Raw genomic sequence first — 24,055 nt, 5'->3', positions numbered from 1 at the left:
GGAGACCGGTCGATGACAACCGGACTGGCCCGCGTCACCATCAGCGCTCCCCAGCGGCGGGTGGACGTCGCCCTGCCGGAGCAGGTCCCCCTGGCCGAGCTGCTGCCCGACGTGCTCCGGCACGCCGGCGAGGGACTGGCCGACGACGGGGAGCGGCACGGCGGCTGGGTGCTGCGTCGTACCGACGGGGCGCTGCTGGCGACCGCGCAGGCGCTGCTGCCGCAGGGCGTCCGCGACGGCGAGGTGCTGCACCTGGTGCCGGCCCGCGCCCACTGGCCCGAGTTGGAGTACGACGACGTCGTGGAGGCGATCGCCGACGGCGCCCGTCGACGTGGCGGAGCCTGGTCACCCACCGCCACCCGGGTCGCCGGTCTGGCCGGCGCCGCCGTACCGCTCGCCGTCGGGCTGCTCGCCCTGCTCGCCAGCGGCCCGACGTCGGGCAGCGGCTGGGTCGCGGCGGCCGTGGTGGCGCTGCTGCTCACCGTTGCCGGTACGGTCGCCAGCCGTGCCAACGGCGACGGTGCGGCCGGCGCGACGCTCGGCGGGTACGCGCTCCCGTACGCCTTCGTGGCCGGCGCCCTCGCGGTCGGCTCGGGCGACCCGGTCGGCCCGCTCGTACCGGTGCGCTGGATCGGCGCGGCCGAACTGCTGGCCGGTTCGGTGGCGCTGCTGCTCGTGGCGCTGGTCGGGCTGCTCGGGGTGGCGAGCCGACAGCGGATCTTCGTGGCCGGAGTCACGGTCGGCCTGCTCGGTGCCGGCGCGGCACTCGGCGCGCTGCCGCTGACCCCCGCCGGCACGGCTGCGGTGCTGCTCAGCGCACTGGTCTTCGCCATCGGGGCGATCCCGCTGCTGGCCATCCGGCTCGGCAAGCTGCCGCTGCCGCCGATCACCCTGCCGGCCACCGAGCCGGAGCGGCCCGGGGACCTGCCGGACCGGGGTCGGGTGCAGGCGGCGGTCACCCGCACCGAGGAGATGCTCACCGGGATGCTGCTCGGGCACGCGGTGCTGGCGGTCGGGGCCGCCGTCGTACTCGGGGCGGCTGGTGGGACGGCCGGCGCGGTGCTGGTGGCGGTGGTCTCGGCCGTGCTGCTGCTGCGGTCGCGGCTGTTCGTGGCGCTGCGGCACCGGGTGCCGACGGTGCTCGCCGGGCTCGCCGGCTACGCGGTGCTGGGCGCGGTGCTGGTCGACCGGGCCGACGACACCGGCCGGCTGGCGCTGGTCCTCGGCGGGGCGGCGCTGGGCCTGGTGACCGTGGCCGCCGGCACCGGGTACGCCCGGCGACCCGTCTCGCCGTACCTCGGGCGGATCGCGGACCTCGCCGACACGGCCCTGGTGGTCGCCGTGGTGCCGGTCGCCTGCGCGGTGCTCGACCTGTACGACAAGGCCCGGGGTCTGCTCGGGTGAGCAGCTCCCGGGCCTGGCCGGTCGTCGTACGTCAGTGGGTGGACTCGCCGCGCGCCTCGGCGTCGCGCGCCCGCTGGTAGGAGGCGCGGATCTCGGCCTCGGCCTCGGTGCGGCCGACCCAGGTCGCGCCCTCGACCGACTTGCCGGGCTCCAGGTCCTTGTACACCTCGAAGAAGTGCTGGATCTCCAGGCGGTCGAACTCGCCCAGGTGGTGGATGTCGCGCAGGTGCTCCTGGCGAGGGTCCTCGTAGGGAACGCAGAGGACCTTGTCGTCGCCGCCCTTTTCGTCGGTCATCCGGAACATGCCGATCGTCCGGCAGCGGATGAGGCAGCCCGGGAAGGTCGGCTCGGGGACCAGCACGAGCGCGTCCAGCGGGTCGCCGTCCTCGCCCAGCGTGTCCTCGATGAAGCCGTAGTCGGCCGGGTACTGGGTGGACGTGAACAGGGTGCGGTCCAGCCGGATCCGGCCGGTCTTGTGGTCCACCTCGTACTTGTTGCGGTGACCTTTGGGGATCTCAACCGTCACGTCGAAATCCATCTGCACGCTCCCTCGTCTGCCCACGCTGGCTAACGGAACCACTGGCGGCCCTCCGGACAGGTGAATGCCCACCCGCCGACTCCGGCCGCCGCATAGTCTTCGGACCGAAGTAGTGTCACCCAAGCCGATTTTCGTTGGGGGAGGAGGGGGTCGTGGGGAGGGAAGATTCACACTACCGTCCGGACGGGGGCGTCGCAGGCGGTACCGGACGATCCGGCTCCGGTGGGGCGACCGGAAGAGTCCCGGTGCCGGACGCGCACTTCCCCCGCACCCCCGAGGAGTCGGTTCCCGAGCGGCCACCGCCGCTGCCGTGGCGTCCGTCCGGCTCGACCCCGGCGGGACCGAACAACGGTCGCTTCCCGGTCCTCGGTTCGGACCGCCCCGCGGGCGGCGCGCACCCCCCGGGTCGCGCGTCGGTCCGCCCCGCCCCGAGCGGCCCCACCTGGGGTGGCCCGATGCCCGGCGAGCGGCCGACCGCCGGCGGTCCGCACGGCGTACCGCCGCTGGGTCCGCCGATCTCCGCGCTGCCCTCGACGGCCGACGTCGAACCGCCGGTGACGCCGCCGGCCACGCCGCGCCGTCGCGGGCGACTGGTGACCGTGCTGGCCGTCGTGGTGCTGCTGGTGCTGGCCGGTGTGGGTGTCGTGGTGGCCCGTCCCGGCCCGGTCGCGGGCTGGCTGGGCGACGACGGGGCGTCCGCGCCGACCGCCGCCGGCCCCAGCCCCGAGCCGGACCCGTCGGACGTGTTGGACGGACCCGACCCGAACGCTCCGCTGCCCAGCGCCGACGCGGTACGGGCCGCGCTCGACCCGTTGGTCGACGTACCCGCCCTGGGTGACCGCGTGAACGTCTCGGTGGCCGACGTGACCACCGGCCAGACGCTCTACGGCAAGGGCGCGGACGACGGAACGGTGCCCGCCTCGGTGACCAAACTCGCGACGGCGGTGACCGTGCTGGCCGCCCGCGGCCCCGGATTCCGCATCCCGACCCGGGCGGTGGCCGGCACCAAGCCGGGCGAGGTGGTGATCGTCGGCGGCGGTGACCCCACGCTCGCGGTCAACAAGAAGGGCTACTACCCCGGCGCGGCACGCCTGGACGACCTGGCCGCGCAGGTGCGTACCGCCCTCGGCGGCACCGCCCCGACCAGCGTCACCGTCGACGGCACGGTCTACTCCGGCCCGCTGTACGGCCCCGGCTGGGACGACGACATCCCGACCGGCGGGTACGGCGGCGCGGTGACCGCGCTGATGACCGACGGAGCGCGCAAGGACCCGGGTGCCGAGCCCGGAGGCGCCGAGCGGGTCCCCGAGCCCGACCTGGCCGCCGGCCGGTCGTTCGCCCGGCTGCTCGGCGTACCCACCAGCGCCGTCAAGCGGGGTACGGCCCCGGCTCTGGCGACCGCCGCCGGTGGCACCCCGCCAGCCGGTACGGAGCTGGGTGTGGTGCAGTCGCCACCGCTGATCCGGTTGGTCGACATCATGATCAGCGAGAGTGACAACCTGCTGGCCGAGGCGCTGGCCCGCCAGGTGGCCCTGGCGCGCAGCCAGAAGGCGTCGTTCGACGGCGGCGCTGCCGCGATGGACGCCGAGGTGGCGGAGTTGGGCCTGCCCGCCGAGGAGATCACCCTCTCCGACGGCAGTGGGCTGTCGCGTCGCAACCGGATCAGCCCGTCCCTGCTCACCGACCTGATCCGACTGGCCGCGAGTCCGGATCATCCGGAACTGGCCGGCGTCTTCGGAGGCCTGCCGGTGGGCGGCTGGTCCGGCACGCTTGGCGAGCGCTACCGGGGTGCCCCGGGGACCGCCGCCGGCGCCGGCGCCGTACGCGCGAAGACCGGCACCCTGACCGGGGTGCACGCCATCGCGGGCCTGGTCACCACCGCCGACGGCCGACTGCTCACCTTCGCGGTGCTCACCGACAAGGTGCCCGGCGGGACGGACACCGCCCAACCGGCGCTGGACCGCATCGCCTCCGCACTGGCCGGCTGCGGCTGCCGCTGACGTCCGCGCGGGCCGGCTCCGGCTGCCGCTGACCAGCTCCGGGGCCCGGTCCGGGGTCGGCGCGTGGGGCCGCGACCGGCGTCGATCGCCGACGCGAGCCCGGGCTGGGGTGTCGCGACGCGGGTACGGTGGGTTCATGGCGCAGTTCGTGGACTGGGATCTGGCCGCCGCCACCGCGGGGGCGTTGAGCAAGTCGGGCCCCCGGGTGTCGTACACCGAGGCCACCGACGTGGTCGGCGACCTGCGTCGGCTGACCGACGAGGCCGCCGGGCACGTGGCCGACTACACCGGCCTGCGGGCGCAGGTGGCGCACCCGCCGGTGCGGGTGGTCGACCGGCGGGACTGGGCGGCCACCAACATCGCCGGGCTGCGTGAGGTGATCACTCCACTGGTCAGCCGGCTGTCCGGCGACAAGCAGCCCGGCGCGCTCACCGAGGCGATCGGGTCGCGGCTGACCGGGGTGCAGGCCGGCACCGTCCTGGCCTACCTGTCCGGCCGGGTCCTCGGCCAGTACGAGGTCTTCTCCGCCGACCCGGGCCAGCTGCTCCTGGTGGCGCCCAACATCGTCGAGGTGGAGCGCAAGCTCGAAGCCGACTCCCGGGACTTCCGGCTCTGGGTCTGCCTGCACGAGGTCACCCACCGCACCCAGTTCACCGCCGTGCCCTGGATGCGGGCCTACTTCCTCGGCGAGGTCCAGGCGTTCGTGGACGCCTCGTCCGCCGGCGGCGAACACCTCGTCGAGCGACTGCGGCGCGGTGTCGCGACGCTGTCCGAGGCGGTCCGCGACCCGGAGAGCCGGACGAGCGTGCTGGACATCGTCCAGACCCCGGCGCAGCGGGCCGTCCTCGACCGCCTCACCGCGCTGATGACCCTGCTGGAGGGGCACGCCGAGTTCGTGATGGACGGCGTCGGCCCGCAGGTGATCCCGAGCGTGGAGCGGATCCGGGCCTCGTTCAACCGTCGCCGCGAGGCGGGCAACCCGTTGGAGAAGGCGATTCGCCGGCTGCTCGGGGTGGACGTCAAGATGCGCCAGTACGCCGAGGGTCGCAAGTTCGTGCACGGTGTGGTCGAGCGCGTCGGCATGGACGGCTTCAACCAGATCTTCAACTCACCGCTCACCCTGCCCCGGCTGTCGGAGCTGGGCGACCCGGACGCCTGGGTGGCACGCGTGCACGGCCCGGCCGGCACCGTTCCGTCCGCCGGCTGACCGTCCGCCGGTGGCCGCGCTCGCCCCACCGGTGGCCGCGATCCGGGTGGCGGTCCGTCGCGCGCTGACCCACCTGCCGTCGGGCGGGCCGGTGCTGGTCGCCTGCTCCGGTGGGGCCGACTCGCTGGCCCTGGCGGCGGCGACCGTGTTCGTGGCGCCCCGGCTGGGTCTTCCCGCCGGCCTGGTGACCGTCGACCACGGCCTGCAGGACGGTTCGGCACGGCGCGCGGAGGCGGTGGCCGCCTGGGCCCGAGAGGCCGGGTTCGCGCCGGCCGTGGCGGTGCGGGTGGACGTGGCCGGCCGTCCGGGCGGGCCGGAAGCGGCGGCCCGCCAGGCCCGCTACGAGGCGTTGGTCGAGGCCGCACGGCAGCACGGGGCGGTCGCGGTGCTCACCGGCCACACGCGCGACGACCAGGCGGAGACGGTGCTGCTCGCGCTCGCCCGGGGCGCCGGTCCGCGCGGGCTGGCCGGGATGCCCGATCGGCGGGAGCTGGCCGGGGTGCCGTTGGTGCGTCCGCTGCTCCAGATCGGCCGGGAGCAGACCCGCGCCGCCTGTGCCGTCCTCGGGCTCAGCCCCTGGCAGGACCCGCACAACACCGACCCCTCGTACGCCCGCTCCCGGGTGCGGGCCGATGTGCTGCCGGCGTTGGTGCGGGCGCTCGGGCCGGGTGTGGTGGACAACCTGGCGCGTACCGCCCGGCTGGTGGCGGCGGACAACACCGCCCTCGACGAGATCGCGGCGATGGCGCTGGTGACATCCCGGCATCCCGCCGGTGGGCTCGCGGTGGCGGAGTTGGCCGGCCTGACCGCCGCCGTACGCGGTCGGGTGCTGCACGCCTGGGCCCTCGAGTTGGGCGCGGTCGGGGGCGCGCTGTCACACCGGCACGTCGGCGCGCTCGACGCCCTGGTCACCGACTGGCACGGTCAGGGTCCGACCGACCTGCCCGGGGGCATTCGCGTACTTCGTCGGGGCGATCGACTGGCGGTCGTCACCCCGGGCTGAGGGCCGCCGCGCCGTCGGTCCGGTCCCGGAACGTGGTCCGGTAGCTGTGCGGGGTGGCGCCGACCCGGCGGCTGAAATGGTGGCGCAGCGCCGCGGCGTCACCGAAACCGGCCTGGTCGGCGACGGCCTCCACGCTCAGCGGCGTCTCCTCGAGCAGTCGTCGGGCGAGCAGCACCCGCTGGTTGGTGAGCCAGTCGTGCGGGGTGGTGCCGGTCTCCGCCCGGAACCGCCGGGCGAACGTCCGGGGGGCCATGCCGGCGCGGGCGGCCAACTCCTCCACCGTGATCGTCCGGTCCAGGTGCCCCATCAGCCACTCCAGCACCGGTTCCAGGGTGGGCGCCTCGGGGGCCTTCGGGATCGGCGCCTCGACGTACTGCGACTGGCCGCCGTCGCGGTGCGGCGGAACCACCATCCGCCGGGCCAGCCGGGTCGCGGTGGCCGAGCCGTGCACCTGGCGGACCAGGTGCAGGCAGGCGTCGATACCGGCCGCGGTGCCGGCGCTGGTGAGCAGCCGACCGTCCTGGACGTACAGGGAGTTGCAGCGCACCCGGGCGCGGGGATGCCGGCGTTGCAGCTCGTCCACGTACCGCCAGTGGGTGGTGCACTCCCGGTCGTCGAGCAGTCCGGCCTCGCCGAGCAGGAAGGCCCCGGAGCAGACGCTGATGAGGTGGGCACCGCGCGCGTCGGCGCGGCGCAACGCGTCGAGCACACAGTCGGGTACGACGGTGCCCTGACCGTGTGCCGGAACGGCCACCAGGTCGGCCTCCTCGAGCGGGGCCAGGTCGGCGTTCGGCGTGAGGTGGAAGCCCGCCGAGGTGCGCACGACAGCGCCGTCGGGACTGCACACGTCGAAGCGGTACGCGGGGAAGCCGTCGGCCGTCCGGTCGGTGCCGAAGACCTCCGCGAGCACCCCCAGCTCGAAGGGAGCGACCTGGTCCAGGGCGAGGACGGCGACGGATCGGAGCATGTGACGAGGGTAACCCGAGAGATGGCAGTAAATCGATGCCCAATGGCATCTCTGCCACTGTCCGGGCGGTGCGGGTCGGCGCAGACTGGTCTCAGTCCGGTGCGCACCGGCGGCGAAACCGACAGCAATCATGCGAAAGTGAGCGCCGCCATGGAGTTCCTGTTCTTCCTCCTGTTCCTCGTTCTGCTCGTCGCCGCCTCGGCGGCCAACCTCACCGTGGACAGCCACGACTCGGCCGACTGGAAGCCCAGCGAGGACGGCCGCCGCTGGCGGTCCCGTACCAGCTGATGCTATTAGGCACCCTTTGCGGTGAAAATCCTGGGCGGGACCGTGCCGAAAGGTGCGGCCCCGCCGACGGAGGCCATCCGACGTACGGCAGGCTAGGAGTCATGGCTGACGGCTCCTGGTACGACGCCGACATCGACCACGTGATCATTTCCGAGGCGCAGATCCGCGAGAAGACAGCGGAGCTGGCCAAGCAGGTCTCCGCCGACTACGCCCACGTGGGCGACGGACTGCTGCTGGTCTGCGTGCTCAAGGGCGCGGTGATGTTCATGGCGGACTTCGCCCGGGCTCTGGGCCGAAGCGGCCCCCCGGCCGAACTCGACTTCATGGCCATCTCCTCGTACGGCCAGGGCACGACCTCCTCCGGGGTGGTCCGCATCCTCAAGGACCTCGACCGCGACATCGCCGGCCGGCACGTCGTGGTCGTCGAGGACATCGTCGACTCCGGTCTGACGCTCTCCTGGCTGCTGCGCTACCTGGAGTCGCGCTCGGCGGCGAGCGTCGAGGTCGTCGCGCTCTTCCGTAAGCCGGAGGCGGTCAAGGTGCCGGTGCCGGTGAAGTACGTCGGCTTCGACATCCCCACCGAGTTCGTGGTCGGCTACGGCCTCGACTTCGGCGAGCGCTACCGGGAGCTGCCCTACGTCGGGGTGCTCAAGCCCGAGGTCTACGCCCGCTCCTGAGCCCGGACGCCGGCCCGCCGCCGACCTGGGTGAGGGCGTTTCCTATCGGCGTTCGTCAAGCCGACGTTCAGCGGGCTCTCAGCTCTTGCGGTTACGGTGGACCCCGGTGGCGTGGAGGTAACTCCGCGTCCGACCCCTCGACCGCGTGACCGGGCGTTCGGGTGGCCGGGCCGGACTCCCCGCCACGCCGGTTCTTCCCGGACCCGATTCGATGGTGCACGACTGCGGGGCTCACCAGCTCACTCGTCGCGTACACCGCTGTGATTGTGTACGACTGCGGGGCTCGCAAGCTCACTCCTCGCGTACACGGTGTACCGTCGAATGACCGCGGCGCGGCAGTTTCGGTGCCTCGGGGTCGAGGCCGGCCCGCACGGCGGCTCCGGCCGCCGCTCACCGCGGCGACACCATCAGACGGTCAGGACGTCGATCAGGAGGATGCGGGCGCTCCGGCGCTCGACAACAGTATGGAACGTACGCGTTTCTTCCGCCGACCGGTGGTCTGGATCATCCTGGTCATCCTCGGCGCCGTTGTGCTCAGTCAGCTGTTCACCGCTGGTCCCAGCTACCACCGCGTGGACACTTCCGTTGCGCTCGACCAGCTCCACACCGCTCAGATCAACAAGGTCATCTTCCAGGACAAGGAGCAGACGCTCCAGCTCGACCTGAAGAACAAGACCAAGTTCGGTGACACCACCACCGACCGGATCGAAGCCCAGTTCCCGTACCAGGTGGGCGACGAGATCTGGAACGAGGTGCTGGCGGCCAAGGCGGCCAACCGGGTCACCGGCCCGGCCGACGCCAAGGTCTCATCGGACAGCATCTGGGTGAGCCTGCTGGTCAACCTGCTGCCGATCGCGCTGCTCGTGCTCCTGCTGCTGTTCTTCATGTCGCAGATGCAGGGCGGCGGCTCCCGGGTGCTCAACTTCGGCAAGTCCAAGGCGAAGATGATCACCAAGGACACCCCGAAGACGACGTTCGCGGACGTCGCGGGTGCCGAGGAGGCCGTCGAGGAGCTGTACGAGATCAAGGACTTCCTCCAGAACCCGGCCAAGTACCAGGCCCTGGGCGCCAAGATCCCGAAGGGCGTGCTGCTGTTCGGCCCGCCCGGAACGGGTAAGACGCTGCTGGCCCGCGCGGTCGCCGGCGAGGCCGGGGTGCCCTTCTACTCCATCTCCGGCTCGGACTTCGTGGAGATGTTCGTCGGCGTCGGCGCGAGCCGGGTCCGTGACCTGTTCGAGCAGGCCAAGACGAACGCCCCGGCGATCGTCTTCGTCGACGAGATCGACGCCGTCGGCCGGCACCGCGGCGCCGGCATGGGCGGCGGCCACGACGAGCGGGAGCAGACGCTCAACCAGCTGCTCGTCGAGATGGACGGCTTCGACACCAAGGGCGGGGTCATCCTGATCGCGGCCACCAACCGGCCGGACATCCTCGACCCGGCGCTGCTGCGCCCGGGCCGGTTCGACCGGCAGATCCCGGTGGACGCCCCCGACATGGAGGGCCGCAAGGCCATCCTTCGGGTGCACGCCAAGGGCAAGCCGTTCACGCCGGACGTCGACCTCGACGCGGTGGCCCGCCGTACGCCGGGCTTCAGCGGCGCCGACCTGGCCAACGTGATCAACGAGTCGGCCCTGCTCACCGCCCGCAAGGAGCAGCGCGCGATCACCAACGACTCCCTGGAGGAGTCGATCGACCGGGTGGTCGCCGGTCCGCAGCGGCGGACCCGGGTGATGAGCGACCAGGAGAAGAAGATCACCGCGTACCACGAGGGTGGGCACGCGCTGGTCGCCTGGGCGCTGCCGCACGCCGCGCCGGTGCACAAGGTGACGATCCTGTCCCGTGGCCGCTCGCTGGGCCACACCCTGGTGCTGCCGACCGAGGACAAGTACACCCAGACCCGCGCCGAGATGATCGACACCCTGGCGTACGCGCTGGGCGGCCGGGCCGCCGAGGAACTGGTCTTCCACGAGCCGACCACCGGTGCCGGCAACGACATCGAGAAGGCCACCCAGCTGGCCCGCGCGATGATCACCCAGTACGGCATGAGCTCCAAGCTCGGCGCGATCAAGTACGGCACCAGCGGGGACGAGCCGTTCCTCGGCCGCAACATGGGCCACGAGCGGGACTACTCGGACTCGGTGGCCGCCGAGATCGACGGCGAGATGCGGGCCCTGATCGAGCTGGCGCACGACGAGGCGTGGGAGATCCTGGTCGAGTACCGGGACGTCCTGGACAACATCGTGCTCGAGCTGATGGAGAAGGAGACCCTCTCCACGGCCGACATGGCGCGGATCTGCTCCCGGGTGGTCAAGCGCCCGCCGCTCGCCCCGTACAACGGGTTCGGCAAGCGCCAGCCGTCCACCGAGCCGCCCGTGCTCACCCCCGCGGAGAAGGACAAGCTCAAGGCGCAGGCCGAGGCCGACGGCGCGCAGGCGTCCGTCGGCGGTGGGTCGCCGTCCAGCAACAACTCGGACGGTACGCACTGAGCAACGACCCGACGGCCAGCTCCCCTCACCGGGAGCTGGCCGTTTCCGCGACCGAACCCGACGGTGACGACGAGCTGGACTACGTCGCCGCCCGGTTGATCAGCGGCAAGCTGACCGGCCGTCCCGTCGAGGACGCGGTCGACCTCGGCCGGATCGAGAGAGCTGTCCGCGAGATCCTGATCGCCGTCGGCGAGGACCCGGACCGGGACGGCCTCCAACAGACGCCGGCCCGGGTCGCCCGCGCGTACGCCGAACTCTTCGCCGGCCTGCGCGTCGACCCGGCGCAGGTGCTCAGCACCACCTTCGAGGCCAACCACGAAGAGCTGGTGATCGTCCGCGACATCGACGTGATGAGCCTCTGCGAGCACCACCTGCTGCCGTTCCGGGGCAGCGCGCACATCGGCTACATCCCCGGCCCGGACGGGCGGATCACCGGCCTGTCCAAGCTGGCCCGCCTCGTCGAGGTGTTCGCCCGCCGACCTCAGGTGCAGGAGCGGCTCACCTCGCAGGTGGCAGACCTGCTGATGAGCAAGCTGGCCCCGCGCGGCGTCGTGGTCGTGCTGGAATGCGAGCACATGTGCATGGCGATGCGCGGCATCCAGAAGTCCGGCGCCAAGACCATCACCTCGGCGGTGCGCGGCATCCTGCAGACGGACTCGAAGTCGCGGGCCGAGGCGATGGCCCTGATCCTTCCCCGCTGACCCGTCCGCGCGACGCCGGCCAGGTAGCCGGCGGGTCAGCCGGCCAGCAGAGCCAGCAGCAGGCCGGTCGTGACCAGGACCGCCGGCACCAGGCAGACCAGCACGCCGAAGCGCAGAGTGCGGTCCACCTGCTCGTCGGGGGCGGCACGGAACACCCGGCCGACACACACCCAGCCGACGACGAAGGCGGCCGCCGGCATCGGCAGCCCGCCGACCAGGGCCATCACACTGGCCGGGCCCGACCCGGTCGTCGCGTACACGGTGATCTGGATCAGCGGCGCCAGCAGCGCGAGCGGCCCGTACACCAGGAAGTTTCGGGCCCGCGCGGGCCAGGAGGTCGGTCGGAGGCCGCGCCGCGCGGCCAACGCCGCGTCCGCCGCCCCGGCCCGACCCCGCGCCGTCCGCAGCGCCGCCAGGACGGCGGCCGGGCCGCCGGCCATCGACCGGGCGGCCTCCGTCAGCTCCGGTGGCGACGGCACCAGCGAGATCGCCGGTACGCCCCGCTCCCGCAACCGCTCCTGCTGGGTCGCCAGCCCGGCGCGCACCACCGTCAGCTCCTCCCGGGCGGCTTCCGCCGAGCGGGCCTGCTCACCGGCGGCGGTCGCCGCGCTGCGACGGACCGCATCGAGCTGACGGGCCGCCGCCAGGTACTCGGCCCAGGCGTCGACAGGCGCCGTGCCAGCGTCCGGACCGGCGGTCCGCTGTGGACCCGGCCCGGTAGCCGTCGCCCTCACCTCGGGCCCCTCCCTACGCATCGTCGGCTCAGCCCGCATCGCCCACGCGCCCCGTCTCGTCCGGTGGCCCCGCCTCGTCCGGTCGCCTCGTTCCGTCCGGTGGCCCCGCCTCGTCCGGTCGCCTCGTTCCGTCCGGTAGGCCCGCCTCGTCCGCGAACGGCACCAGGATCGTGCCCCGCTCGTCGGGACCATCCCACAGCGCCGCCCGGTCCGGGCGCGCCCGCCACTGGACCGGCCTGCCGAACACGGCGGCGAGCTGCGCGGCCGGCACGTCCAGCGCCACGACAGCGGCCAGTTTGTCGACCTCGCCGTCCGGCTCCAGCAGCGCGGCGAACGGTGGCACCGCCCGCCACCAACCCAGTAGGTGCCGGCCCGCCGGTGGACCGTCCCGCAGCAGCGCCCGCAACCGATCCGCCGGCAGATCCCGGGGACCGGGCCGATCCAACCCAAAGATCACCAGGTATGTCGGCAGCTCGTCGTCGGCGTCCGCCAACAGCGTCGGCAGGTCGACCAGTCGGGCCGGATGACGGGCGGCCAGCTCGGCCGTCAACGCCTCCGCCAGCGGGCGAGCCCCCTGGTCGGGCGCGGCCACCACGAACCGGGCGGTGCCCGCCGCATGGTGGCTCGCGGTACTCCGGGCCGCCGTCGCCAGCAGGCCACCCGCCGCCGCGCCCGAGCCCAGCACCGCGAGGTTACGTCCAGGCGCGGGCCCCAACGGTACGGCGACCGTCGTACGGGCCACGTCCACCGCCCGGCCCAGCAGGGCCGCCGGGCCACCTGTCTGCCCGGCCAGGGCCGCCCGGTGACGCGGATCGTTGCCCAGCAGCGGACGGGCGTACCCGGCGAACACCACCGGCGGCACCGCATCCGACGGTCGGGCCGCCCACAGCTCGTGTCGCAGCCGCTCCACCACCGCCGGATCGTCGAGCGGATCGGGGTGGCGGATCAACCGCTCGTGACCACGGATCGCGCCACGTGGGCCGCCCAACCCCCCGGCGGTGTTCACCACCGCGCTGCCCACCGGCAGACCGGCGGCCGAATCGTTCGTCGGCTCCAACACCGGGCCGCCGCCCGGCAACGCCACCCGTACCGGAAACTGCCCGAGCACCGAATCCCGGTGCCCGGCGTCCGTACGGGCACTCAACCCCAGCTCACCCGCGCCGGCCAGCACCAGGTGCACGCCGTACGCCCGACCGGCGCGGGCCAGCGCGTCCACCTGCGCGGCTAGCTCGGTCGCCAGCCGATCCCGCTCGGCGAAGAGCAGCGGCACATTGTCCACCACACAGACGATGCGAGGCAGCGGACGGTGCTGGCGCAGCTCCGCGAAGCGCTGCCCGCCGGCCCGCTCCGCCGCCTCCGCGCGGTGCCGTACCTCGGCCGTCAACTGGTCGAACAGGTCCCGGACGTACTCCCGGTCGGCCGCCATGGCCGCCGCCCGCACGTGCGGGACCCAGGATCGGTCCCGCTCGGTCTGCAGAAACTCCACGAACGACTCGCCGTCGCCCAGGTCCGCCAGGTAGAGCGCCAGATCGTCCGGGCCGTACCGGGCGACCAGCCCCAGCAGGGCGGTGGTCAGGAACGCGGCACGACCCGCGCCCGACCGGCCGCTCACCAGCCAGTGCGGCGTCAGCTCCGTGAAGCCCAGCGGCACCGGCCGACCGCCCGCGTCCCCCACCATCGAGGTGAGGCTGTCCGAGGAATCCGCAGCCCACAGGCTGTCGCCCGTCTCCGGCAACAGATCCGCCAACGCCAACCGGGAGCCCGCCTCCACCTGGGCGGCGAGCCGTCGACAGACCGCGTCGACGAGATCCGCCGGTGGGTCCGTCTCCACGAAGACCGGTGAGTTCATCCCACCCGGCGCCTCGGCCCCGGGGCTCGCGAACGATGCGCCCGGCGGGTCGCCGAGCAGCGCGTACGCGTTGCGCAACACCAGCGAGGTGGCCCGGGGCAACGGATCCCGGGACGAGTACGGGCCGGGCGGCGGCCACCCCGCCACCACCAGGTGCAGCCCCGCCGCCGGTCCCTGCTCGGCCAGCGTCTCGATCCGTGCCAGGTCGGTCGGGCCGGTCAATTCCGGCAGCGTGGCGACCACCAGCAGCAGCGTACGGTCGTGGCGACGCCGTCCGCTCGCCCCCGGCGTTACCCACTGCTCCGCCTCCGTCAACACCGCGCGCAGACCCGCCACGTCCACCGCCGGTGGGGGCAGCAACCCGGCGTCGGCCAGCGCGCCGAACGGCGTCAGCACGGCACCCGTGGCATCCACCGCGCGTACCAGCAGCGCACCCGCGGGCGCGGCCCCCAGCAGCCGCAGCACCACGGCCCGCAGCAGCCCCGCCACCCGCGGCTCTCGCCCGTCGGCATCCACGCTCAGATGGCCCGTACCGACCAGCGGCACCAGAGCGGGGAACCGGGCGTCGTCCAAGGGCGCCGCCGTGCCGACCCGCACGAACGGCGGTGGGCCGTCACCCGCCGGAGAGCCCACGTCGAGTGAATCGAGAGCGGCCCCCGACCAGCCCGGGGCCAGCCGCGCGGCAACCAGCTGAAGCCGCTCGGCCAACTCGTACTGGCGGCGCTGATCGGCAGGGGCCGGGCGCACCTCGTCGAGGATCCCGGCGGCGGCGGTGACGACAGCGGCAGCCCGGCGGTGCAGCGCCGCGGCGCGGTTCGTGCGTGCCTTCGGACCGGCCACCGTGTCCACCTCCTCACCCGAGGTCGGCAACCCCTCCCCGAGCAGTGACGGTATCCCAGCCAGAGCCCCACCTCCGGGAGGTACTGCGGCGGTGCGCCGGTGTTGTCGCGGATGTCACCGGTGGGGAGTGGTCCGTCACGATCCGCTGGATCTGAGGCATTGGCTCCGGGCCGTCCAGCCGTTAACGTCAGGAGGTGGAATCAGTGCAGCCCCCCGCCGGTTCCCAGGTCTCCCGCGTACCGGCCCAGCGGACTCCGTCCGAACAGCTGCCGCCGGCCCTGCCAACGCCGGCACCACAGCCACGACGCCGCCGGCTGCGCACCGTGCTCATCGTTGTCGGTGGCGTGCTCGCGCTGCTCCTGCTCGGTGGGGTGGTGACAGGTTTCGTGCTCTACAACCGCGCCGCAGCCCCGGACCGCAGCGCTCCCGACGTGGTCGTCGACAACTACCTGCGGGCCTTCCTCGTAGACCGCAACGATGCTCGAGCCAATTTGTATACATGCGAAGGGCAAGCACAGCTTGGACCATTGCGGGAGCTCCGCCTTGAAGTGGAGCAGCGTGAGTCCAAATTTGATGTAACTGTACGAGTCAGTTGGGGACCGTTAAACAGGAGCCCGTCGAGTAGCGGCGAGTCGGTTGTTACGACGCTCACGATTGCCGGCTCCGCAGATGGTGTTCCAAGGAGCAGCCGGAGAGAAGATTGGACCTTCACCGTGGTCGAGGATGACGATGGTTGGCGTGTATGTGCTGCCGCGAAGGTCGGCTAGATGTCACTCGATCCACAGCAGATGGACGGGTACCTCCAGAGTGGTGGGTGACTGGCCGCGCCAGGCCCAGCGGTACCACTCCACCTCGGGCGTGATCCGCACGCAGATGTCGCCCTCGGCTCCCGAGTAGGTCTCGGTCACCGCCCTCATGTCCCGGTGTTCGCGACCGTCCTCGACGTGCACCACCCGGCGTCCGGTGACCGCGTCCGCTTCGAACACGGGGGTGGGAGCGCGGTGGGAGGGGCCGTCGAGCGAGACCAAGCGGATGCCGGTGTCCCGTCCGCCCTCGGATGTGGGTCGTTCACCGACCGTCTCCACCCACACCCGCTCCACCGGCACCAGCGGCGCGAACACCTCGACCTGGTCGGCCTCGGCCCGGTACCACTCGTGTTCGGGAATGACCGGCACGTAGGTGCGGGCCCCCTGCACGACCCGGTCGTCCGCGCGCAGGTCTCCACGCCAGCCCAGCCCGGGCAGACCCACGAGCACCCGCTGCCCGCGCAGCTCCACGCGCCCGGTGGCGGGCACGATGGTCAGGGGGCGGGGTGGCCGGGGCGCCCAGTCGGGTTGGTCGGCGAACGGGTCCGGCAGCGGTCCGGTCATGCCAGTGACGGCCTCACTCCGCGGCGCGCAGCGGAGCGCCCCGCTGGCGCATGAAGGGGATCGGGTCGGTCGCGCCCCGGCTGGACCGGTCGCTGCGCAGGTGCACCTCGAAGTGCAGGTGCGGTCCGGACGAATTGCCGCTGCTGCCGACCTGTCCGATCACCTCGCCGGCGGGGACGATCTGGTCCGGCGAGACGCGGGGCTGGACCACCATGTGGCAGTAACGGGTGATGTAGCCACCGGCGTGCAGAATGTCGACGAACCAGCCACAGCCACCCTTGCCCGGATAACCGTCCACGTCGCAACTCCGGCGTCCTTTGTTGTCCGGGTCGCAGCGGGCGACAAGCACTCGGCCGGCGGCCGCGGCACGGATCTCGGTGCCCTTCGCCGCTCCGATGTCGACACCGTTGTGGCTGGGGCGATCGGTGGTCCGGAAGCCGGAGCCGACGTCACCGGAGATCGGCGCCGTCCAGCCGGAAGCGGCGATCTCGCCGCGCTCGGCCGCGTCGCACACCGCCTTGCCGTTGATCTGAACGGTGCGGGCCGCACCACCGGCGAGTGCGTCCACGATCTTGCTGGCCAGCTCCTCGTGCTTGGCATACGCGTCCGGATAGGCGCTGACCTGGACCTGCTGCGCCACGACGGTCAGCGGCCGGCGCTGCCAGCTGCGCACCTTGACGAGTTTCTCGTAGAACTTCCGGGCGGTGTAGGCGGGCGTCATCCGCTCGGCGATCGAGCCCCACCCCGGACGCTGCTGAAAGAGGCCCAGCGAGTCGTGGTCGGCACCGACGCCCTCGTGTGGCAGGGACAGCGACTCGGGCACGTCCTTGTTGGCCAGGTTGCGTAGGGCGGACTCCTGCATCGCCGTGGCGAGGGCGATCACCCAACCACGCGAGGGAACCCCCATGTCCTGACCGACCTTGATGATGATCGCCGCGTTGCGGACCTGCGCGTCGCCGTACTCGCTGAACCGGGGTAGCTCGCCGGTGATGTCGACGGGACGCACCGGCCCGCAGCCCCAGCCAGCGAGGGCGTCCCCGTTCTCCGCGTCGCCCCCGAGACCGCTGAGGAAGAATGCCGCCGTCCCCCCGGTGCAGCAGAGCAGGAGCAGTACGCCGGTGAGCACCGAGGCGATCACGCCGGCCCGGATCGGCCGACGAAGAGCGCGGCCTGCTCGGCCGGCGGTCACTGTCGCTCCCAGTCGACCACGTCGACCAGCCAACTCTTGTCCGCTATCACCAGCTCCAACCGGAGACGGCCGGTGTTGAGCGGTAGCAGCACCTCGACGAAGGTCTCGGTGCGCGACCGCACCGTCGGCGGGCCGGTCACCTCCTCGGCCGGCACCCCGCCGGGCTCGGCGCCGGCCAGCTTCTCGGTGAGCGCCGGCGTCGACATCGGCCGCAGCCCGGCGTGCCACTGGTCGGCTGTCATGCCGGGCCGGCCGATCCAGGCCGAGGCGAACCGGTCCGCGATCTGCTCGGGCGAACGGGCACCGGGTGGGGTGACCGGCGACGGGGGTGCCTCGGTGGCGATCAGACCATCGTCACCAGCCGTCGGGTCGACCGTGGTGATCGGCCGGTTCGGCCGGTTGCTCAACCCGTCGGTCGGGTCGGTCGGACCGGACACCAGGCGCGCCGCTCCGATCACCCCGAGGATGAGGACCGCGATCAGCACGGCCACCCCCAGCCGGGATCGCAATGCCCGGCTGAAGAGGAACTCCAGGGCCCGTCGCATCGCTGTCACCGAGCCTCGGAACGCACCCGTGGTCCGGTGCGATCCGGCGCACGTTCGGTAGATCCCGGCCGATAGACCACGAATGACGGGTTCTCCGCCGGAACATCCGGTTCGGTCCACGTCGCCGATTGGCGGCGACGAGGCTGCGGCGGCACGGGACGGTCTCGACCGCTGGTCTCCCCAATCGGTGCCTCGTCGGCGCGTTCGTGACCATCCGGTCGGACGTCGTCGCTGCGTCGGCTCCCTGCCGGGGTGGGCGTCGGCGTCGGGGCCGTGTCTTCCCGGCGTGCCTCCGGGCGCAGTCGGGTCTGCTCGGCGTCCGGTGACCGGCGGCGCCCGCCCGCCGGTTCCACCGTCCCCCCAGGCTCCACGACGTCGAGTCGCGCCGCGACCCGCATGTCTCGGAAGAAGCGGCGGTGCCAGGAGCCGGCCGAACTGACCGCCTCGCTGCTGTCCTTACCGCCAAGCTGGGTGATCCGCCGGTACGGCCGTAGCAGTAGCCAACCGACCACTCCGCACAACCACACCAGTACCACCTGGAGCCATCCGGGGAGGGTGGGTGTACTCATGATCAGATCGACCGCGAACAGGTAGATGGCGGCCCCGGTGCCGAAGATGGCGATGTTGAAGATCGCGGCGACGACGGCGTTCGCCAGCCGTCGCAGGCCGGCGCTGGCCGGTCGGAGAAGCCCGACGGTGCCCAGGATGGGCGCCGCGATCACCGCCCACCTGAAGATGAGGAACCCCAGCAGGACCAGAAGCGACGCCGTCAGGTCGAACATGGCGAACAGCACCGAGGCCAGCACCGCGATGAACCCCGCCCCGACCCGGTCCATGTCGCGGACGCCCTGGAGGTACTCGTACGCCTCCGGATCCTCGGTCTGGATCTGCTGGGCCACCCGCGCCCACTGCTGCTGCTTCGCATTGATCGTCGCCTCCCGCGTGGCCGGGTTGGCGCGAAGCTTCTCCACCTCGTCCCACGACAGCGCCTTGGCGTCGTACAGCGCCGGCCCGTACTTGCGAGCCGTCTCACTGTCGGCCGAACCGAGGACACCTCGGACCCAGTTTCGATACAGCATCGCCTCAGTGGCGGTATCGCTGGCCCGTACGGCTGGTGGCCTGTTGTCCTTACAAGCCTCTGGATTTGGGTCATCGCACTGGCTCGGCGGAGTGTCTCTGGCGGCTGGGCCTACGGCATCATGCACCACGCCCAGGGACGTGACCAGGGTGCCGTCCGCGATGTTCGCCGACTTCACCGGCCAGGCGGCCAGCGCGGTGACCGCGACCATTACGAGGAGAGCCCAACCCGCGGTGGTCATCGCGTTGCTCATGTCCGACTGGCGGGAGCGCCAGAGGAGATAGAGGCCCACCACGCACAGCGTGACGATCCCGAAGACGCTGAACACCTTCTCGTAGACGGACTTCGTCGCTTTTTCTACCAGCGGGTCCGCCCAGCCCCACATGGACCGGGGATCCCAGGCGCGCTCGCGCAGCGCGTTGGAGGCGCCGACGATCGCGGTGGCAACCATGAACTCGCCATTGGCCACTGTGGTGGTGAACTTGTAGTCGGGGTGCAGTACCGATGATGCACAGCCGCCGGGGATGTCGTAAGTCGGATAGCTGTATCCCGCATAGCCGTAGTCGCTGTAGAGACCCTTTGGCCCGAGTTTCTTGGCGGAGTCCGGACGGCCCGCGAACCAGCCGGCGAGGCCGGAGTCGGGTGTGCCCGGGGTCGGCGCGTTGCGGCACTTGACCTCGTCCTCGCTGACCGCCTGGAGCTTCCCCACGCAGGTCCGGAAGTCGGCCTGCCACTCGGCCGTGGTGCAGAGTTCGGCTCGGGCCTGGGTGACGGGTGGGGCGGCGGCGGCCGCTTCCGCGCCGAGGAACGGCCAACTGAGGGTGGCCCCTGCCAGGACGCCGAGCGCGAGCAGGAACGACGCGATCCGAACCCGGGCCCCAGCCATGTCACGCCTCCAGATCGGGCAGGGAGATGCTCGGTAGGACTCCGGCCGCCGCGGCGATCGCGGCTGGCGTCGTGTCGAGGTGGTCCAGCAGGCCGTCGACGTACGAGACGTCGACCCGGACCTTCTGCACCCGGCCGTCGACGTCGCGCATCACGAACTCCCGGAAGCCGAGGCGGGAGGCCGAGTTGCTGTCGGCGGCGGAGAGCGAGGCCAGCGTGGCCTCGTACCCGTCGTTGACCGGCACCCGCAGCAGGCGCAGCGCCTCGGAGGCGATCTCGGCGTCTTCGGCGATCCGGCCGACGAAGACGGTGGAGACGAGGTTCTGCACGTCGAGGCCGAGGATGTCGCGGGGGTTCTGTGAGGCGACCAGCGCGGCGAGATTCCACTTGCGGGAGTCGCGGGCGAGCCGGACCAGGAACGAACGCCCGGACCGCCAGCCCTCCATGAAGTGCGCCTCGTCGAGGCCGACCAGCTTGCGGGACGACATCGACCCGCCGTAGCAGCGGCGGACGGCGAGCCGGTGCGCGGTGTGCAGCATCGGCAGGGCGAGCGCCTCTTCGGCCGACCAGTACTCACGTTCGATCTTGAGGTCGGGCAGCCGGAGCCCGGCCATGGTGATCACGGTGAGCGCCGCGTCCGCGCCCAGCAGCCCCTCGGGTGGCCGGCCGAAGAACAGCATGGCGAGCGGCATCTCGGCGGTGTCCAGGAGGAGGTTCGCCAACTCCTTGCCGGCGTCGTCGTCGAGCCGCCCGAGGCAGCTCACCACGTCGTCCAGGGTGGACGTCTCCTCGGCGGGCACCTGCCGGACGGCGTGCCGGAACAGAGTGGCGGTCGACGCCTCCCGGGCCACCTGCGGCGGCACGAGCATCATGCAGATGTCCTGGACCAGCATGCGGCGTTCGGCGCGCGCGTTGGAGACGGCGATCTCGAACTCACGGTCGCCGGCGGCCCCGCTGGCGAACTCGCTGCGCAGGGGCGTGGGGATGAGCGAGTAGGGCGCCAGGGTGCCGTGCTCGGAGCCGGTCAGGTTCAACACCCGGGAGTACGGGCGCAGCTCGGGCATGGCGCAGAGCCGGGCCAGCGGCCCGGACGGGTCGAGGAGGGTCACCTGCACACCCCGTCGGGCGGCGAGGTAGCCCAGCGCGCCGAGCAGGGTCGACTTGCCACCACCCGGCTCGGCCACGAACACCGCGAGCCCGGAGCGTTCGCGTACCTCCATGGGAAAGTGCAGGTCGAGGAAGACCGGGCGGCGGCAGGTGCCGGCGGTACGTCCGATCAGGTCGCCTCGGCGGTCGCCGACGGTGGAGGCGGCCTGGGGGAGCGCGGCGGCGAGCAGCGGTACGGGCATCCGGCGGACGTAGCCGGTGTTCGCGATGGGTTCGCCGGGAATGAACTCGCGGGCCAGCCAGTCCTGGTTCTTCGGGTGCTGCAGTGAGATGCGCAGCTCGCGGGAGTAGAGCTGGATGAGCCGGCGGGCCCGCTCCAGGCACTCTTCCCTGGTCCGGCCGCCGACGGCGATGCGGTGCCAGCCGTGTGCGCGCGCTGAGTCGACGGGCAGGCCGGTGGTCATCTCGTCGCCGATCACCAGCGCCCGCTTGGCGAGGCGTTCCAGCTCCGGGGGAGCGTCGATGCCGTGCTCGGCGTAGTCGAGCTGCTGGGAGCGGATCATGCGGAGCCGGTGTTCGAGGTTACGGAACGAGTCACCGGAGCCGAGGATGTCGACCCGGGTGGAGATCTCCATCGGCCAGGGCAGCCGTTCGTGGAAGTGCAGCCACGGCTCGTGCCGTTCCGGGATCTCCAGCGGTTCCATCCGGCCGACGGCGAGCACGGCCACGTGCCGTTCCTCGCCGGTCATCCGGTTGACCAGCTTGACCGTCGAGCCGTACGGGGTGCGGTAGCGCTCGACCTGTTCGGTCAGGGCGAGCAGGTCACCGCGCTCCCACTGCCCGTCGGTCACCGGCGAGAGCCGACCCGGGGGCGCCATGCACAGCGCGACCGAGCGGTAGAGCAGCCATTCCAGCTCCTGCGCGGTGACCCTTCGGCCCCGCATGCCGAACGCGCCGAGCACCTCGTCGAACTGCTCCACGGTGCGACCCAGCTTGCGACGTTCGCCGTCGGCGGTGCCCCGGCCGAAGGTGCGGAGCAACCGTTCGGTCAGGGAGTCGCCGAGGGAGCGACGGGCGAAGGTGACGCCCAGGTAGGTCTGCCCCTCGGCGTGGTTGACCGCCATCAGGTGCCGTTGGGCGGCGACCAGGTGGTCCGCCCAGCCGGTGGTGCCGGGAACGTCGGGCAGCGGCGCGGCCGTGTGGGTGTCGATGGTGCGCGCCCACTCGTCGGCCGGGAACGGCCGGGTGGTCCGGCGTAGGTGCAGCCGGAAGCCGGCGAGGCCCGCGTACTGCTCGGAGATCGCCGACAGCAGCGCCTCGCGTTCGGCGTCGGGGCGGAAGGCCCAGCGCACCTCGGGCAGCCAGTACCAGGCGGTCACCGTGTTCGGCGTGAAGGTCAGGTGACCGGCGATCTCGGTGATGGCCAGCTCGACCGACGGGTCCCGGTCACCGAACTTGATCTTCGGGGCGCGGACCCGCACCGGCTTGATCGGCCGGTCCTGACGGTTCGCGGTCCGCTGGCGGGGCGTGGTGACCTCTTTGCCGGCGCCGGTGGGTCGCTCCGTCCGGGTGGTCCGGTGCGGCCCGCGTTCCAGGGCCGGCCGGTCGACCGGCGCGGTCGGCTGCTCCGCCGGGGCGCTCGGACGCTGCACCGGTGCGGTCGGCTGCCCGGCTGACGTGGTGCTGGACGCCCGGCTCGCCGGGACGGTGGACGGCGGCGCGGGCGCGGCTGCGGCTGTCTGCTCGACTTCGGCCGTGGGCTGCGGCATCGGCCGTCGGTCGCCCGCCTGGTGTGGCAACCGGGGCTCGACGGTCGGACGGGTGTCGACCCGGTGGCCGCCGCTGGAGGGGTCGTCCGGCGTCCACGGTGGCTCCAGCTCGGGAGCCGGTCGGGCTGGTGTCGGCGGCTGCTGCGGGATCGCCGGCTGGCGTCGGCTGGCGGGAGCCGCGGTCACGGCCCGGGGGCCGGGGGGCCGCGCGCCACCGAACAGGTCCAGGAAGGGCGAGTCGATGTCGGCGTTTTCGCCGGCCGACACCGTGCTCGGCTCGGCGGGAGGCGTCCGGCGGGCGACCGGCCGGGGTGCCTGGAACACGCCGACCGCGCCGTGACCGGGCGAGGTCACCAGCGCGGGATCGAGTGCGACGTCATCCTCGGTCTCGGGGTAGTCGAACGACTGCGCACGGTGACTGGCCGGCACGGCCGGGCGGCCGGCCGGGGAGCCCGGCGTGGAAGAGCGACTCATGCGACCGCCTCACCCACGTGAAACAGACCGATCGACGTACCCCCGGTCATGCCAGCTCCTCCCGGATCCTGATCCGGCTGCCGACCAGGCGCGGGTCGCGCTGCTCGATCGCCGGCTCCCGGGTGCGTCGCCAGTCGGTCAGCGCGGTGCGGATGACCACCCGCGCCGGCCGATCTGGATCAACGTGCCGGAAGATGAACGACGTGGTCACGATGGCGAGCGCGATCTCCCAGGCCGGGAAGAGGTCGACCGTCAACGTGAACAGCCAGTGGATGAACATGTAGAGGGGGACGAGCAGGATGAAGAGCCCGTACTGGGCGTAGGGCAGGTGGACCGGAAGGGTGTAGCCGGGCGGCCCGAGGTAGACCAGGCGGGCCCGGTAGATGTCGTCGTCGGTGCGCAGCCGCATCTGGTGACCGCGCCTATTCGAAGATCAGGTCGATCAGGTAATCGCCGACGAAGAAGAGTGTTGCCGCGCCGGCGATGAAGGCCAGCCCGACGATGGCGATCGCCGAGCTCGTCAGGACCTTGGAAATTTCGCCCCGACTGGCGCGACCGATGAAGATGACGCCCAGGACCGCGAGCAGGATCGGCGCGATCTTGCTGGCGAAGAAGGTGACCACACCGCTGGTGTCGATCCCCTTCGGTGCCGGCTCCGCGAGCGGAGCCGAGGCCAGGGTGGAGAGCGCGTGGGCGACGCCGGACGACGCCGTCTCCATGAGCTCGAAGGCGATCACTGGAACCTCCCCATATCGCGGCCGGCGGAGCCGCGGCGGTGCAGTAGGCAAGCCTGGCGGGAAATCTGCTCACAGGGCGCAGCGGTTTCGACCCTGTGTTCGTTACTCACCACGGAGGGTGGCGAGCTTTGGGCGGTTTTTCCCCGCTTCGGCCCTCCCTCCAGGCTTCGCCATCTCCATGCTGGCCAATTCCAAAGCGTACGGGCC

Annotated in this window: 20 protein-coding genes; 9 read left to right on the top strand and 11 right to left on the bottom strand. The window is 72.3% G+C overall.

What is annotated here, in order from left to right:
• Positions 1–12 precede the first annotated feature (12 nt).
• Positions 13–1,404, top strand: a complete 1,392-nt coding sequence (gene eccD, locus ACIA3K_RS09605; protein ID WP_396800170.1) for a type VII secretion integral membrane protein EccD — start codon at positions 13–15, stop codon at positions 1,402–1,404.
• A gap of 31 nt (positions 1,405–1,435) precedes the next feature.
• Here the strand turns inward: eccD and ACIA3K_RS09600 are convergent, their stop codons facing one another.
• Positions 1,436–1,942 (bottom strand): inorganic diphosphatase, encoded by a 507-nt coding sequence (locus ACIA3K_RS09600; RefSeq protein ID WP_355052506.1) that lies wholly within the window; start codon positions 1,940–1,942, stop codon positions 1,436–1,438.
• 455 nt (positions 1,943–2,397) lie between these two features.
• Here ACIA3K_RS09600 and dacB point away from each other — a divergent pair, with 455 nt between their 5' ends.
• The 3 genes from dacB to tilS all read left to right on the top strand — a co-directional run bounded on the left by dacB (position 2,398) and on the right by tilS (position 6,152).
• Complete coding sequence (gene dacB, locus ACIA3K_RS09595; protein ID WP_396800301.1) at positions 2,398–3,942, top strand: D-alanyl-D-alanine carboxypeptidase/D-alanyl-D-alanine-endopeptidase; 1,545 nt, start codon at positions 2,398–2,400, stop codon at positions 3,940–3,942.
• 136 nt (positions 3,943–4,078) lie between these two features.
• A complete protein-coding gene (locus tag ACIA3K_RS09590) occupies positions 4,079–5,149 on the top strand; it encodes a zinc-dependent metalloprotease (RefSeq protein WP_355052505.1) in 1,071 nt (356 codons plus the stop codon).
• Positions 5,150–5,159: 10 nt separating this feature from the next.
• The gene (gene tilS / locus ACIA3K_RS09585) at positions 5,160–6,152 is read left to right on the top strand and encodes a tRNA lysidine(34) synthetase TilS (protein ID WP_396800169.1); all 993 of its coding nucleotides are present in this window, start codon (positions 5,160–5,162) and stop codon (positions 6,150–6,152) included.
• On the opposite strand, the gene ACIA3K_RS09580 is transcribed toward tilS, so the two are convergent.
• A complete protein-coding gene (locus tag ACIA3K_RS09580; protein WP_396800168.1) occupies positions 6,139–7,119 on the bottom strand; it encodes a GlxA family transcriptional regulator in 981 nt (326 codons plus the stop codon). The two genes, tilS and ACIA3K_RS09580, sit on opposite strands and share 14 nt — an antisense overlap.
• Positions 7,120–7,257: 138 nt before the next feature.
• Here ACIA3K_RS09580 and ACIA3K_RS09575 point away from each other — a divergent pair, with 138 nt between their 5' ends.
• The 4 genes from ACIA3K_RS09575 (at position 7,258) to folE (ending at position 11,271) form a co-directional block, all read left to right on the top strand.
• On the top strand, positions 7,258–7,407 hold the full coding sequence (locus ACIA3K_RS09575) for a hypothetical protein (RefSeq protein WP_355052605.1): 150 nt from the start codon (positions 7,258–7,260) through the stop codon (positions 7,405–7,407).
• Between the two features lie 101 nt (positions 7,408–7,508).
• Positions 7,509–8,084 carry a hypoxanthine phosphoribosyltransferase gene (gene hpt, locus ACIA3K_RS09570; RefSeq protein WP_355052502.1) on the top strand — a complete coding sequence of 192 codons (576 nt, stop codon included), beginning with the start codon at positions 7,509–7,511 and terminating at the stop codon, positions 8,082–8,084.
• Between the two features lie 464 nt (positions 8,085–8,548).
• A complete protein-coding gene (gene ftsH, locus ACIA3K_RS09565) occupies positions 8,549–10,570 on the top strand; it encodes an ATP-dependent zinc metalloprotease FtsH (protein ID WP_396800166.1) in 2,022 nt (673 codons plus the stop codon).
• Positions 10,571–10,605: 35 nt separating this feature from the next.
• Complete coding sequence (folE, locus tag ACIA3K_RS09560) at positions 10,606–11,271, top strand: GTP cyclohydrolase I FolE (RefSeq protein WP_355052593.1); 666 nt, start codon at positions 10,606–10,608, stop codon at positions 11,269–11,271.
• Positions 11,272–11,306: 35 nt separating this feature from the next.
• On the opposite strand, the gene ACIA3K_RS09555 is transcribed toward folE, so the two are convergent.
• Positions 11,307–12,026: a hypothetical protein gene (locus tag ACIA3K_RS09555; RefSeq protein ID WP_396800165.1), complete on the bottom strand. Its 720-nt coding sequence runs from the start codon at positions 12,024–12,026 to the stop codon at positions 11,307–11,309.
• A 7-nt stretch (positions 12,027–12,033) separates the two neighbouring features.
• On the bottom strand, positions 12,034–14,703 hold the full coding sequence (locus tag ACIA3K_RS09550; RefSeq protein WP_396800164.1) for an FtsK/SpoIIIE domain-containing protein: 2,670 nt from the start codon (positions 14,701–14,703) through the stop codon (positions 12,034–12,036).
• Positions 14,704–14,897: 194 nt separating this feature from the next.
• Between ACIA3K_RS09550 and ACIA3K_RS09545 the strand changes: the two genes are divergently transcribed.
• Complete coding sequence (locus ACIA3K_RS09545; RefSeq protein WP_396800300.1) at positions 14,898–15,461, top strand: hypothetical protein; 564 nt, start codon at positions 14,898–14,900, stop codon at positions 15,459–15,461.
• A 3-nt stretch (positions 15,462–15,464) separates the two neighbouring features.
• Here ACIA3K_RS09545 and ACIA3K_RS09540 read toward each other — a convergent pair whose 3' ends face one another.
• The 7 genes from ACIA3K_RS09540 to ACIA3K_RS09510 are packed head-to-tail and all read right to left on the bottom strand — an operon-like array spanning position 15,465 to position 23,848.
• On the bottom strand, positions 15,465–16,064 hold the full coding sequence (locus ACIA3K_RS09540; protein WP_355052498.1) for a hypothetical protein: 600 nt from the start codon (positions 16,062–16,064) through the stop codon (positions 15,465–15,467).
• Between the two features lie 13 nt (positions 16,065–16,077).
• Positions 16,078–17,253, bottom strand: a complete 1,176-nt coding sequence (locus ACIA3K_RS09535) for a M23 family metallopeptidase (protein WP_396800163.1) — start codon at positions 17,251–17,253, stop codon at positions 16,078–16,080.
• On the bottom strand, positions 17,250–17,807 hold the full coding sequence (locus tag ACIA3K_RS09530; protein ID WP_396800162.1) for a hypothetical protein: 558 nt from the start codon (positions 17,805–17,807) through the stop codon (positions 17,250–17,252). Before ACIA3K_RS09530 ends, ACIA3K_RS09535 begins: the two co-directional genes overlap by 4 nt.
• Positions 17,804–19,762, bottom strand: coding sequence for an MFS transporter (locus ACIA3K_RS09525; protein WP_396800161.1), 1,959 nt, complete (start codon positions 19,760–19,762; stop codon positions 17,804–17,806). The genes ACIA3K_RS09530 and ACIA3K_RS09525 overlap by 4 nt, the downstream gene beginning before the upstream one ends.
• Before the next feature lies 1 nt (position 19,763).
• The gene (locus tag ACIA3K_RS09520; protein WP_396800160.1) at positions 19,764–23,111 is read right to left on the bottom strand and encodes an ATP-binding protein; all 3,348 of its coding nucleotides are present in this window, start codon (positions 23,109–23,111) and stop codon (positions 19,764–19,766) included.
• Between the two features lie 46 nt (positions 23,112–23,157).
• A complete protein-coding gene (locus ACIA3K_RS09515) occupies positions 23,158–23,520 on the bottom strand; it encodes a hypothetical protein (protein ID WP_204942430.1) in 363 nt (120 codons plus the stop codon).
• 13 nt (positions 23,521–23,533) lie between these two features.
• On the bottom strand, positions 23,534–23,848 hold the full coding sequence (locus ACIA3K_RS09510) for a hypothetical protein (protein WP_007466099.1): 315 nt from the start codon (positions 23,846–23,848) through the stop codon (positions 23,534–23,536).
• Positions 23,849–24,055 lie beyond the last annotated feature (207 nt).

The organism is Micromonospora sp. NPDC051543 (assembly GCF_044454415.1).
GTDB lineage: Bacteria > Actinomycetota > Actinomycetes > Mycobacteriales > Micromonosporaceae > Micromonospora.
The sequence above is the reverse complement of the archived record's forward strand: the minus strand, read 5'-3'. Positions and strand labels throughout refer to the sequence as shown.